A 12,436-nucleotide genomic window follows, 5' to 3' on the forward strand; every position below is an offset into this window, starting at 1 on the left:
CGCTTAAATCAAACCCCAAACCGAGCCGGAAACTCCAATCTTCAAAAACACAAATAGTCTCAAATCATTCGACGACGGACACTCTTCATCAATGTTCTCAAAGTCCTGTCCAGGGCATTCGGATCCGTGTGATCCGGACTGCCCTTCAGAGCCGATGGCTTAGCCCTTGATTGCTTCAAAGTGTTTGGCCAGATCCGCATGCGGACGCGGGATCACATGAACCGCCATGACTTCGCCCACTTGTGCTGCTGCCTCAGCACCTGCTTCCGTTGCCGCCTTGACCGCGCCGACATCGCCACGCACGATGACGGAAACCAGACCGCCGCCGACTTCATTGCGCGCAATGATTTCGACATTTGCTGCCTTGACCATGGCATCAGCCGCAGAAAGTGCCGGCACATAGCCCTTGGTTTCGATCATTCCGATTGCAAGATTTGCCATTTGAGGTGCTCCCTTACTTGCGTTTCGTCTGTTGTTGGGTCTGCTCGTCGATCGAGCCGATGATGAGGGCATCAATGGGCGCTGACCGTCCGCCAAACCATGCGGCCGCAACAGAACCCTGCGTGACAAGCACAAGTTCTCCTTCCGCACAGCCCAACGGATCAAATGCAATCAGCTTGGCCCCGGTTTCCGTCTCAACTTCCAGCAGCGCTCCGGTCGGCAATTCGCCAATATGGCGTGTGGACCACAGCCTGCCGCTGACGCGTCCCCTTATCATGCCAGTGTCCTTTCAATTCTTATGCCCCGTCGACGGGCTTCATCTCCGGCAAGCGGCGTCACCCGCGCCTGCTTGGTAATACGCAACCTGGTCGTGCCTTCCTCGATCGCCGCAATGTCGCGCTCGGTAATGAGACCCTTGCGCAGTTCCGGCACGCTTGGCGGCACCGTGCTGACAAACGGCAATGGCTCTGACCTTGGCGAGACGCGCGAAACCGGCTCTGCCGCGGCCTGCACCACGATTGGGGCTGCCGACAGAATATGGCTTGACGCCTCCGGCCGGAAGCGGATGCACCCCGCCTTCATGGCCGCCACGAAGGCTGGATCCTCCGCCCGGCGCAGGACAGAAAGCGCAAAATCCGTCAATTCCGTTTCCGTACCGACGGAAACATGCTCGACCGTTGGCCCGCCCAGAAGCTCGGCACGGATGGAGGCGATTTCTTCCGCCAGAATTTCACGGATGAGACTGCGAATATCGCCCATCAGCTGGCTCCTGCCTCACGTAATGCGCGTTCTGCCGCCTCGCGGGCATTGCGCACATCCGCCTCCGTTCCGGCGAGATACAGACGACCATTGGCACCGATCATGCGCATGTCGATGACCTTGATGTCAGCTTCCTTTTCTGCCTCATTACAGGCGAGAATGGCATAGGCCGCCGGCTGGCATTCGAGCAGATAGATGCTCTCGCCACCCAGAACCATTGACCCCGTCTTGTTGCGATTCATGAGGAATGCATGCTGGTCATCAACACGGGTCACGATTTTGGACGCCATGATCTTCGGCTTTTCTGCCTCATCCCGCCGCTTGCCCATGGCAGCCAGAGCTGCTTCGGCACCAGCATGAACCTCAGCTGTTGAATAGGCATGAAACTGCAATGTGCCGAACTGGCGTTCCACCACCAGAAAACCGGCCCGCACGTCTGCACTTTTGAGAACCGTGTCGGTCAGGGCCTCGATATCAAGGCCAGGCGCGATCTCAATGATTTGTGCTGCCATGCGGGCACGCGGCAATGTTCCACGCATCCATGTTGCCGTATAGGCAAGGGTCTGCGGCTGGAGCTGATCAATGAAAATGAAAGCTCGTAAATCAGTCATTGCTGGCCTCGTGTCAGCTCACGGAGCTCCTGAAGAATTAACTGGCGAAGAACTTCCCGATCGACACCGCCACGCTCTTCCATGCCAGCAACGGGCGCCGGCGAGACAAGCCGTGGCGCAGCTGGCTGGCGTGGTGCATCGCCATCAAAGACAAGGCGCACATCGCTTAGATCCGGGAACCTGACGCTCTGGTCGCTGTTCCATGCAAGCCTCGTCCAGTGCACAAGATGCTGCGGCCCGATATTCTCGCCCACTGATGAACGACCGAAATAGCCGGTACCGATCATGAAGGACGGGGCAAGATGTGTGGCAAAACCCGCCGCCCCTTGCGAGCATGGCGCATTGACGACAACGCGATAAACGGTCAACGCCGCGGCAAAATCCATGGCGCGTTGCGGATCCTCACCATGGAAGGAGGCCGAATGCCCATTGCCGGATGCTCGCAGGATCATCTGTGCCATGCCGACCGCGCGTTCAAACGTGCCAGCCGCGGCAAAGGCCAGAACCGGGCACAGTTTTTCATGCGTCAGACATTCGTCATGGCCAACTGTTTCGATCGGCGCGATCAGAACACGCGTTGAGCCCACGATGCGGAAACCGGCCTGTTGTGCAATCCATTCCGCACTCTTGCCAACGGCGGCCGTATTGAGATGGCCATCGGGGAAGAGATAAGTACGCAAACGTTCCGTCTCCACATCCGAGCAGATATGGGCACCAGCCGCACGCAAGGCACGCTCGAAATGCTGGCGGTTCTGCTCAAGCGTGATCAGCACGCTTTCATTGGTGCACAGCACCGAATTATCGAAGGACTTGCTGTCGACAATGCGCTGCGCCGCCAGATTCTGGTTGGCGCTTGGATCGACATAGACTGGCGCATTGCCCGGCCCGACACCAATTGCCGGATTGCCCGATGAATAGGCCGCGCGCACCATCGGCCCACCACCTGTCGCCAGAATGACCTGCACTTTGGGCGAGGACATCAGTGCCTGCACCAGCGGCACGGAAGGTTTTTCAATGCACTGGATCAGGCCTGATGGCGCGCCCGCCGCAACGGCTGCCGCCTCAAGCCGTGCTGCAGCATCATTGCAGCATTCCCGCGCCATTGGATGTGGACTAAAGATGATCGCATTTCGACTCAACAAAGCAAGAATGGATTTGTAATAGAGTGTAGAGACCGGATTGGTGGCAGGTGTGAGCGCCAGAATGACACCGGCCGGTTTCGGGATCTCCACCATTTTGCGCGCCTCATCCACGCGCGGATTGATGAGATCCATGTTCTCATAAAAATCCACCAATGGATGCGACGAAAGCTCGTTCTTGAGCTTCTTATGGGCAACCACACCCATGCCGGTTTCCTGCACTGCCCATTTGGCATAATGCTCGGCATTCTGATAGGCGGTTTCAGCCACGGCGCGCACAATCCGCATGACCGCTGCGCGATCAAACCTGGCAAAGGCGCGAACTGCCCAGCCGGCCCGGTCGATCTTCATGCGGGCGATCGCTTCCGCCTGATCGGGAACTGCAAGGCGAGGTGCATTTTCATTAAGCTGCATCGCTGTCACCTTCCCCAAGTTTACGCCGCACGCCGCATATTGCGCAGAAGTGCACGCGCCCGCGGCATTGCCGCTTCCATGCGATCAACGATTTCCTGACAGGTGGCAGCATCCAGCAGCACGCCCGGCTTGAACTGCAAGACGCGTTTGTCGAGCGAAGAAAAAATCGCCCAGACGCCGTTTTCATAAAGGGCGCGCGAGACAGCAACCGCCCCTTCAGGATGGTCAAATTCGAGGCCGAGGATCACGCCCCGCTGACGCACGCCAACGAAAATGTCGCTGTTCGCCGCCATCATTTCATTGAGCGTCTTCTGAAAGAATTCGGCTACAAAATGCACATTGGAAATCACTTCCGGTCGCTGCAACATGTCGATGACCTGATGGCCAACGATACAGCCAAGCTCGGAACCGCCGGAGGTGGAAATATGGGCTGCGCCATCCTCATGCAGCCAACCACCGCATTTTTCCGTCACCACACAGGCCGAAATCGGATAAATACCGCCGCCTAGCCCCTTGCCAGTAACGAACATATCTGGCTCCAGCCCATAGGACTGCCAGCCCCACATCACGCCGGTGCGCATCAGGCCGGTCTGCACTTCATCGGCAATATAGAGCGTACCATAGCGGTGGCAAAGCTCCTGACAGGCTTTCAGATAGCCATCCTTCGGCAATGGAAAACCATAGGTCGCCGGTATGGTTTCAATGATGAAGGCCGCAACATCACGGTTGTGAAGGACCCGTTCAAGCGCATCAATATCATTGAACGGAATCTGGATGAATTCATCCGGCCGGTCGGCGAGAAAAATCTTGGAGAAACGGTCATCACCCGTGGCGACCGAAAGGCCGGAATGACCATGATAGCCCTTGATGATCGACACGATCTTACGCCGCTTTGTGGCATATCGGGCGGTTTTCAATGCAATTTCCACAGCCTCGGCGCCACCAGAGCCAAAAATCGCATATTTCATGCCCGGCGCCGTCTGCACCAGTTTTTCGGCGAAAGCAGCGCGCGCCACCGAGGGAAACCAGTGATTGCCCATATCGAAATAATCCAGTGCCGACTTGAGCGTCGCCACCAGTTCGGGGTTGCGATGACCAAAATTGTAGGTTCCGCCATTCAAATGCAGGTCAATAAGCCTGCGCCCCGACATGTCATACAGGAAATAACCCTCACGCCGGTCAATCACCAGATCAATGCCCGCATCCTGCCAGAACTTGGTCTTGCCGGGATTCCAATATTCGATGGCCTTGTCGAACAACTCAGCCTTCGATTTGAAACTGAAGAAACCGTAATTGAACACTGCCGCCTCCGTTTGAAGGAAGACTGTCACATTAATTTGTGACTTGCAACATTTAAATGATGCATGTCGGTCAAATTTTTGATTGAAGTTTCAGAAGCAATCTGCGATACAGTGGCCAGAACAAGCCAAAGGATATGCCTAACCCTATGATTCCTACGAAATCGCGGAAGGAGCTGCGGCAGGAGCGCATTCTGTCAGCGTTGGAAGCGAATCCGGCGTTACGGGTCAACCAGCTGGCCGAGGCCCTTGAAGTTTCAACCGAGACCATCAGGCGCGACCTGAGCGAACTGGAACAGACTGGGCGACTGAGCAGAACATATGGCGGCGCCGTCAGCAATGCCAACCGCTTTGAGCCGGCCTTGAGCGAGCGGCTTGTCCTGAAACAGAAGGAACGCCGCGCCATCGCCCAGGCCGCAGTGCAATGCTATGCTCAGGAAGAGGCGCTGCTGCTTGGTGGCGGGGCGACCATGGTGCATTTTGCCCGTGCGCTACGCCAGATTGAACGGCGCATGACCGTGATTACGCCAGCCTATACGGTTGCGGTTGAACTTTCACTTAACCCATTGATTGATATTGTTCTTTTGCCCGGCATGTTCGAGGTGCAGGAGCATATTGTCTGGGGGTCGGAAACCATCCATGCCATTGAGCGTTATCGGGTGGACACGGCTATCATCGGTGCATCGGGGGTCAATGCCGATGGTGTCAGCGATGCGCTGCTGAAAGTTGGTGAAGTCTATAGCGCAATCGTTCATAACACGCAGCGTTGCGCGGTACTGGCCGATTCCAGCAAGTTCGACAAACGCGCGCTGATGCTCGTTGCCGAATGGTCGCCGCGCATTACACTGTTCACCGACGCCCATCCACAAGGCTCACTGAAAACCGCTCTTGCGAATTCCGGCGCCGGGACTGTGGTGGTCAATCCGGATCAGGAATGATCCGGGTGGGGAATGATTGGTGATTAATCCACAGTTTTGATCATCTTTGTTGAATATGAGACTATCCAGCTTATGACACAAAATGTTGTAAGTTGGTCATCTTTGTGACGGCGCGGCTGAAAAATTGGCATAAGCCACAAACAGTGCACACATAAACGACAAGGTTGATGTGTGCACTGCGAATCGTGGCCCAGCCTTGCAAACACCACGATGATCAGAATTCCCAGTCCTCGTCTTCCGTCGCAACAGCCTTGCCGATCACATAGGATGAGCCGGAACCGGAAAAGAAATCGTGATTTTCATCGGCATTTGGGGCAAGAGCTGACAATATGGCGGGGTTTACCCTGCAGGCTTCCGGTGGAAACAGCGCCTCATAGCCAAGGTTCATCAGCGACTTGTTGGCATTGTAATGCAGAAACATTTTGACGTCTTCCGTCAGGCCAACATCATCATAGAGATCTTCCGTATAACGGATTTCATTATCATAAAGCTCTAGCAGCAGCTCGAAGGCAAAATCCTTGATGGCCTGGCGTTCGGTATCCGAAAGGCGTTCTACCGCACGCTGGAACTTGTAGCCAATATAATAGCCATGCACCGCCTCGTCCCGAATGATGAGCCGGATCAGATCCGCCGTATTGGTCAGTTTTGCCCGGCTCGACCAGTACATCGGCAAATAGAAGCCGGAATAGAACAGAAAGCTTTCCAGAAACACACTGGCGATCTTCTTTTTGAGGGGATCACCACTATCATATTGCTCCATGATCAACGCGGATTTGCGCTGAAGGAAACTGTTTTCTTCCGACCATCGATAGGCATCGTCGATTTCCTTCGTCAGACACAGGGTCGAGAAGATGGAGGAATAGGAACGGGCATGCACGGCTTCCATGAATGAGATATTGGAAAGCACCGCCTCTTCATGCGGCGTGGCGCGATCCTGCATCAGGCGTATGGCGCCAACTCCATTCTGGATCGTATCCAGCAGCGTGAGGCCGGTAAAGACACGGATGGTCAACATCTGTTCTTCTGGCCGCAGGCTTGCCCAGGATGGAATATCATTTGACAGAGGCACCTTCTCAGGCAGCCAGAAATTGCCGGTAAGCCTATTCCAGACTTCCAGATCCTTCTCGTCCTCAATCCGGTTCCAGTTGATTGCCCGTACGGCCTGAGCCGGTCGGGATATATCTGATTTTGTCTGAATATTCATGATGTTACCTGCCATTGGGAGCAATTCCGGGAAAATGGAAACCGGTCTTTCGTCCGGAACTGAAAACAAAAAGTAGAAGCAATGCAGAGTTTCCGTGAAAATCCGCATTGCTCTAAAGCGCGCATGAAACGCAACCCTGGACTTCCGTGCCCTGAAGGGCCATCTGGCGAAGGCGAACGTAATAGATGGTCTTGATGCCCTTCTTCCACGCATAGATCTGCGCCCGGTTGATGTCACGCGTGGTGGCCGTGTCGCGGAAAAACAGCGTCAGCGATAGCCCCTGATCAACATGCTGGGTAGCAGCGGCATAGGTGTCGATGATTTTTTCCGGCCCTATTTCATAGGCATCCTGAAAATACTCACGATTGTCATTGGTGAGATAGGCTGCCGGATAATAGACACGACCAATCTTGCCTTCCTTGCGGATTTCTATCTTCGAAACAATCGGATGGATGGAGGCCGTTGCGTGGTTGATATAGGAAATCGAGCCCGTCGGCGGAACGGCCTGCAGATTCTGGTTATAAAGACCGAACTGCATGACCGATTCCTTCAGCTCCCGCCAGTCATCCTGGGTGGGAATGTGAATGCCCGCCTTGTCAAACAGGGCCTGAACCTTCTCTGTCTCCGGCTTCCATTCCGCCTCAATATATTTGTCAAAATAGATGCCAGAGGCATATTTTGACCGCTCAAACCATTTGAAACTCTTGCCCTTTTCAATCGCCAGACGATTGGATGCCCGGATTGCGTGATAGGTAACGGTATAGAAATAGATATTGGTGAAATCGATTGCTTCCGGCGAGCCGTAATAGATGCGCTCGCGCGCCAGATAACCATGCAGGTTCATCTGCCCAAGACCGATCGCGTGGGCTTCATCATTACCTTTCTTGATCGAAGGAACGGAAGCAATATTGCTCATTTCCGACACAGCGGTCAGCGCCCGGATCGCGGTTTCAACCGTCTGGCCGAAATCAGGACTGTCCATGGTCGCTGCTATATTGAGCGAGCCCAGATTGCAGGAAATATCCTTACCGATCTTTGCATAGGAAAGATCATCATTGAATTCGCTGGCTTCGCTGACCTGCAGGATTTCCGAGCACAGATTGCTCATGATGATCCGCCCGGAAATCGGATTGGCACGGTTTACGGTGTCTTCGAACATGATATAGGGATAGCCGGACTCAAACTGGATTTCTGCTATCACCTGAAAGAATTCGCGCGCCTTGATCTTCTTCTTGGTGATGCGCTTGTCCTCAACCATTTCGCGGTATTTTTCCGTTACCGAAATCTCGGTAAACGGCACGCCATAGACGCGCTCGACATCATAGGGCGAGAACAGATACATATCCTCATTGTTCTTGGCGAGGGTGAAGGTGATATCCGGGATCACCACGCCAAGCGACAGGGATTTGATACGGATTTTCTCATCCGCATTTTCGCGCTTGGTATCCAGAAAACGCATGATGTCGGGATGATGCGCATGCAGATAGACAGCCCCTGCCCCCTGTCTTGCGCCAAGCTGATTGGCATAGGAAAAAGCATCTTCCAGCAGTTTCATGACCGGGAGCACGCCGGAAGACTGGTTTTCAATCTGTTTGATGGGCGCGCCCATTTCGCGCAAGTTGGAGAGCGACAAGGCAACGCCCCCGCCCCGCTTTGACAGTTGCAGCGCGGAATTGATCGCCCGCCCAATGCTTTCCATATTGTCCTCGACTCGCAACAAAAAGCACGAGACCAGTTCACCGCGCTGTTTCTTGCCTGCATTGAGAAAAGTCGGTGTTGCCGGTTGAAAACGGCCCGTCATCATCTCGTCGACAAGCCTGCTGGCGAGATTTTCGTCGCCGCGCGCCAGCGTAAGCGCTGTCATGCAGACGCGGTCTTCATAACGCTCCAGATAGCGCTTCCCGTCAAAGGTCTTGAGCGTGTAGGAGGTGTAATATTTGAATGCGCCCAAGAATGTCGGAAACCGGAATTTGCGTGCATAGGCATCATCAAACAGCTTTTGCACGAATGCGAAGGAATATTGATCGAGCACCTGCTGTTCATAATAGCCTTCTGTTACCAGATAATCGAGTTTCTCACGCAGACTGTGAAAGAAAACCGTGTTCTGGTTGACGTGCTGAAGAAAATATTGCCGCACTGCCAGACGATCTTTATCGAGCTGGATTTTACCATCCTCATCATAAAGATTGAGCATTGCGTTGAGTGCGTGATAGTCGAGCGACGTATCGTCTCTTGCCGTTCTGTCCAGTGCTAGTGTTTCCAAAATCTTTCGAGCCCCTGTTTGACATTCATGACATCTTCTTCCGTTCCCAACAGCTCGAAACGGTAGAGTAAAGGCACACCGCACTTTGCCGAAATGATGTTTCCGGCCAGCGCATAGGCGGCCCCAAAATTGGTGTTGCCCGCGGCAATCACACCGCGTAGCAAGCCTCTATTCGTGACATTGTTGAGAAAGCTTATGACCGGTTTTGGCGTTGCGCCCTTGACCGCCCCGCCCCCATAAGTGGGCGTGACCAGAACATAAGGCCGATCCACTACCGGTATTGCTTCAGTTGCCGACAAGGGCAGCCGGAGAGCAGGCAATTGCAGCTTTTCAACAAAACGTTTTGTGTTCTCTGAACGGCTGGAAAAATAGACCAGACTGACCATTTCAGCGCTCATGCGAGGCTTGAAATCATGTCTGGCCGGAAGCCTGCCCAATGCCTTTCACCGGCAACAACCACTGGAACCTGCCGATAGCCCAACTCCTGCACGAAGGCAAAGGCTTCCGCATCACTGGATATGTCAATGACTTTATAGTCCGCGCCCTGACGATCAAGTGCACGGGTGGTTGCGGTACACTGAACACAAGCCGGCTTGGAATAGACAACGATAGACATCAAGATTTCCTCACTGTTGAATGAGACAAAAAGGGAGCATTCGTCTGTCATCAGACAGACGCCAAAAACCAATTGTTCAGACAAGACGATGGTGAGTCTCACGCTCACATAAGCTTGAAAATCAAACCCGACTTTCAAAGAGCCGATGCGCAAGCACTCACATGGAGCAATTCGGATTTTTCATGGAGATTCTGAATTGCTCCAACATGTTGTCTTGCGCTGTTCCGGACAGAAAACGGGTTCCCACTTTTTCTGGAACAGCTATAGACGCCCTGTCAGACCAGATGAACAATTAAGCGCATTAATTGCGGAAACAGGAAATGATCATAACGGTCATGCCTTCACCCCGAAGTTGCTGATAGCGGGGGACGACCGGAGAAACGATAGGGACAAAACCCATCGCTCGCCTTACGGACACCCCGCCCGTGGACGTTTGTTTGAGGCAGGTCTCCTGGCTTGCGGGTCACCGCACTTATTCGCCTTCCCAGAGCACCAAACTCCAGTGGACATTGAACAAGCACTCACCGCTTACAGTTGCGGGGGCAGCTATGGCTTTGCTGTCAGACAGCGCACCATATTCCCATCTTAGCCCCGCTTCTTTCGAATCGGGGAACCTCGAACACAAGATATAGTAGCTGCGTGATTTTTTTCGTCAATAGGTATGACGAATTATAGACAGCAGGAATGAGAAAGGTTTACGTACTGAACGCTATCGCATTCAGCCCTTCATTATGTAATTACAACCAGAATAATTTCTATCACAATAATGCCATTACGATCACATAATCAACAAACAATAATATGTATATTCACGACATTTTTGCTTTAATATATAACTTAAATTCCATTACGCCAACAGATAATTAAATAACAATAAAATTGAATACAATATTATTTCTATCAACACGACGAACAATACAAAATTATATATATTATATAGTATTGTGTAAACTAATTTATATATACTTTTACTTATGTACTATTAAAAGGCTTAGGTTATTAATTGTATAATTAAAAATTTACCTTGCGAATTAATTCACTACCCAACAAAAAGCGATATCACAAGGGCGTTGACAATATCAATAAAGAAACCGCAGACGACCGGAACAATAATAAATGCGCGAGGTGCGGCACCATATTGCTGGCTCACGGCGGTCATATTGGCAATGGCAGTTGCGGTCGATCCCAGCGTGATGCCGCCAAAGCCGGCACAGATCACCGCAGCTTCATAATCACGCCCCATGGCTTTGAAAACCACAAACACCGTGAACAACACCGTCAGCACGATCTGCAGGATCAGGCACACTGCAATAAAGGCAAAAACGCCTGACAGCGCCCAAAGCTGCAGCCCCATCAGCGCCATCGTCAGGAAAATGCCGAGCGAAAGATCAGACAAAAGCGACAAGCCATGATTGATACCTATCCGGTCAGTCGTGCTGTACTTGCGCAAAAAAGGAACGCCCAGATTTTTAAACAGAATACCAGCCACCAGACAGCTGACAAAAGTCGGGATAGTAAAGCCAGTCTTGTAGACAAGGGCATCAATGCCAAAACCGATCATGATGGCGATATTGATCCCCAATATCGCTCTCAGAACATTGAAATAGTCGAGATGCGCTGCCTTCATGGTGGCGTCGTAGCGCACACCTACATTGAGATCTTCGTCGGGCGACGCAGTGATCTTGTGACGTTTTATAAGATAAGTGGCAATAGGCCCGCCAATCACACAGGCAGCGAACAGCCCTCCCATATTGCTGGCAATGCCAAGCTCCATCGCATTGAGAACGCCAAGTCGATCAACAAATATCGGAGCCCAGGCCGCTGTCGTCCCTACCCCACCCGTCAGCGAGATTGACCCCACCATCAACCCCGCGTGCGGATCAAGCCCAAACAACGACGCAAGCGAAATGCCGAGAACATTCTGCATGATCATGAATGCTGTCGCCAGAAACAACAGCATGAGAAGAGGCTTTCCACCTTTCACAAGATCAGAAATATCTGCCCTCAAGCCAATTGCTGCAAAAAATACCAGCAAGAGGAAATCACGCGAACCAAGTGCAAACTGTATTTTATGGCCTGATACAAAATATATCAAAGCAACAAGGGCAGAGCAGAGAAAGCCACCAATGACAGGCTCCGGAATAGAATACTTGCGTAGAAAATTGCTACGAAACTTTATTGCTTTTCCTATCAACAGAAGAAGAATGGCTATATTGAAAGAGAGAAACGCGGATACTTCTATCATTCTTGTTCTTCTGCTTTAAAGCAATAATGCATTCGGCACCTGGTGCTGTTCTCTTATCCGGAAAACATGCTTTCGATGCAGTGTCTACTATGGGTCAATTGGGAACACAATTACCCAAATGCGAATTAATGGAATTATATGCATATACCAATAACGAAACCGGCTTTGGTTTCCAGATTATTGCGCCAAGCGTGGCAAACAGTCTTCCATGGATTGCTCCAAAGCCGGCATATGCCTTTCCACCTGTGCATATGAAATCATCCAAGTCTGGCTTACCGTTATACTTTGCAAAGTCATAAAAATAACACCTACAAAATAATACATAAAAATAAATTTATCATTATGATAATTATTCATTACATAATATTATTTTATCTGGGCTATATTTCATATTCATAGCAACGTCTCTTGGTCCACACCCAATCTCAGAGCCCGACTCAAAATTCCATTTTTGCGATACGCCTCGTCATTCGCCTGATTGAGGAGATGACCATCCAAGCTTGTGACG

The 12,436-nt window shown here is 52.0% G+C and carries 12 protein-coding genes and 1 riboswitch; of the genes, 1 reads left to right on the top strand and 11 read right to left on the bottom strand.

The features are described 5' to 3' along the window. Positions 1–159: 159 nt before the first annotated feature. The 6 genes from ACFO1V_RS10105 to ACFO1V_RS10130 are packed head-to-tail and all read right to left on the bottom strand — an operon-like array spanning position 160 to position 4,665. Entirely contained in the window at positions 160–441 is a 282-nt protein-coding gene (locus ACFO1V_RS10105) for a BMC domain-containing protein (protein ID WP_374834456.1), read from the bottom strand. 13 nt (positions 442–454) lie between these two features. After that, positions 455–718 (bottom strand): EutN/CcmL family microcompartment protein, encoded by a 264-nt coding sequence (locus tag ACFO1V_RS10110; RefSeq protein WP_374834458.1) that lies wholly within the window; start codon positions 716–718, stop codon positions 455–457. Next, positions 715–1,200, bottom strand: a complete 486-nt coding sequence (locus ACFO1V_RS10115) for a hypothetical protein (RefSeq protein WP_374834460.1) — start codon at positions 1,198–1,200, stop codon at positions 715–717. The genes ACFO1V_RS10110 and ACFO1V_RS10115 overlap by 4 nt, the downstream gene beginning before the upstream one ends. Continuing rightward, the gene (locus ACFO1V_RS10120; RefSeq protein WP_374834462.1) at positions 1,200–1,811 is read right to left on the bottom strand and encodes a BMC domain-containing protein; all 612 of its coding nucleotides are present in this window, start codon (positions 1,809–1,811) and stop codon (positions 1,200–1,202) included. Before ACFO1V_RS10120 ends, ACFO1V_RS10115 begins: the two co-directional genes overlap by 1 nt. Continuing rightward, complete coding sequence (locus ACFO1V_RS10125) at positions 1,808–3,364, bottom strand: aldehyde dehydrogenase family protein (RefSeq protein ID WP_374834464.1); 1,557 nt, start codon at positions 3,362–3,364, stop codon at positions 1,808–1,810. Before ACFO1V_RS10125 ends, ACFO1V_RS10120 begins: the two co-directional genes overlap by 4 nt. A 20-nt stretch (positions 3,365–3,384) precedes the next feature. Next, a complete protein-coding gene (locus ACFO1V_RS10130) occupies positions 3,385–4,665 on the bottom strand; it encodes a class-III pyridoxal-phosphate-dependent aminotransferase (protein ID WP_374834466.1) in 1,281 nt (426 codons plus the stop codon). A gap of 146 nt (positions 4,666–4,811) precedes the next feature. On the opposite strand from ACFO1V_RS10130, the gene ACFO1V_RS10135 reads away from it, so the two are divergent. After that, positions 4,812–5,600, top strand: coding sequence for a DeoR/GlpR family DNA-binding transcription regulator (locus tag ACFO1V_RS10135; protein ID WP_374834468.1), 789 nt, complete (start codon positions 4,812–4,814; stop codon positions 5,598–5,600). 214 nt (positions 5,601–5,814) lie between these two features. Here ACFO1V_RS10135 and nrdF read toward each other — a convergent pair whose 3' ends face one another. From nrdF to gltS, 5 genes are all read right to left on the bottom strand, one after another. Next, positions 5,815–6,804 carry a class 1b ribonucleoside-diphosphate reductase subunit beta gene (nrdF, locus tag ACFO1V_RS10140; protein ID WP_374834470.1) on the bottom strand — a complete coding sequence of 330 codons (990 nt, stop codon included), beginning with the start codon at positions 6,802–6,804 and terminating at the stop codon, positions 5,815–5,817. Positions 6,805–6,916: 112 nt separating this feature from the next. Further along, on the bottom strand, positions 6,917–9,067 hold the full coding sequence (gene nrdE, locus ACFO1V_RS10145) for a class 1b ribonucleoside-diphosphate reductase subunit alpha (protein ID WP_374834472.1): 2,151 nt from the start codon (positions 9,065–9,067) through the stop codon (positions 6,917–6,919). Next, the gene (gene nrdI / locus ACFO1V_RS10150; protein ID WP_374834474.1) at positions 9,055–9,453 is read right to left on the bottom strand and encodes a class Ib ribonucleoside-diphosphate reductase assembly flavoprotein NrdI; all 399 of its coding nucleotides are present in this window, start codon (positions 9,451–9,453) and stop codon (positions 9,055–9,057) included. Before nrdI ends, nrdE begins: the two co-directional genes overlap by 13 nt. 8 nt (positions 9,454–9,461) lie before the next feature. Beyond that, positions 9,462–9,683 carry a glutaredoxin-like protein NrdH gene (gene nrdH, locus ACFO1V_RS10155; RefSeq protein WP_374834476.1) on the bottom strand — a complete coding sequence of 74 codons (222 nt, stop codon included), beginning with the start codon at positions 9,681–9,683 and terminating at the stop codon, positions 9,462–9,464. A gap of 424 nt (positions 9,684–10,107) precedes the next feature. Next, positions 10,108–10,316: riboswitch (cobalamin riboswitch) on the bottom strand. Between the two features lie 406 nt (positions 10,317–10,722). Next, the gene (gene gltS / locus ACFO1V_RS10160) at positions 10,723–11,928 is read right to left on the bottom strand and encodes a sodium/glutamate symporter (protein WP_374834478.1); all 1,206 of its coding nucleotides are present in this window, start codon (positions 11,926–11,928) and stop codon (positions 10,723–10,725) included. Positions 11,929–12,436 lie beyond the last annotated feature (508 nt).

It is taken from the genome of Daeguia caeni, assembly GCF_042653845.1.
Classification (GTDB): domain Bacteria; phylum Pseudomonadota; class Alphaproteobacteria; order Rhizobiales; family Rhizobiaceae; genus Brucella; species Brucella caeni.

What these genes read in the sequence shown, in the direction of transcription:
- ACFO1V_RS10125 (WP_374834464.1), bottom strand. Translation starts at nt 3,364, where the DNA reads ATGCAGCTTAATGAAAATGCACCTCGCCTTGCAGTTCCCGATCAGGCG.
- nrdI (WP_374834474.1), bottom strand. Translation starts at nt 9,453, where the DNA reads ATGGTCAGTCTGGTCTATTTTTCCAGCCGTTCAGAGAACACAAAACGT.
- ACFO1V_RS10135 (WP_374834468.1), top strand. Translation starts at nt 4,812, where the DNA reads ATGATTCCTACGAAATCGCGGAAGGAGCTGCGGCAGGAGCGCATTCTG.
- ACFO1V_RS10105 (WP_374834456.1), bottom strand. Translation starts at nt 441, where the DNA reads ATGGCAAATCTTGCAATCGGAATGATCGAAACCAAGGGCTATGTGCCG.
- ACFO1V_RS10120 (WP_374834462.1), bottom strand. Translation starts at nt 1,811, where the DNA reads ATGACTGATTTACGAGCTTTCATTTTCATTGATCAGCTCCAGCCGCAG.
- ACFO1V_RS10115 (WP_374834460.1), bottom strand. Translation starts at nt 1,200, where the DNA reads ATGGGCGATATTCGCAGTCTCATCCGTGAAATTCTGGCGGAAGAAATC.
- nrdH (WP_374834476.1), bottom strand. Translation starts at nt 9,683, where the DNA reads ATGTCTATCGTTGTCTATTCCAAGCCGGCTTGTGTTCAGTGTACCGCA.
- nrdF (WP_374834470.1), bottom strand. Translation starts at nt 6,804, where the DNA reads ATGAATATTCAGACAAAATCAGATATATCCCGACCGGCTCAGGCCGTA.
- gltS (WP_374834478.1), bottom strand. Translation starts at nt 11,928, where the DNA reads ATGATAGAAGTATCCGCGTTTCTCTCTTTCAATATAGCCATTCTTCTT.
- ACFO1V_RS10110 (WP_374834458.1), bottom strand. Translation starts at nt 718, where the DNA reads ATGATAAGGGGACGCGTCAGCGGCAGGCTGTGGTCCACACGCCATATT.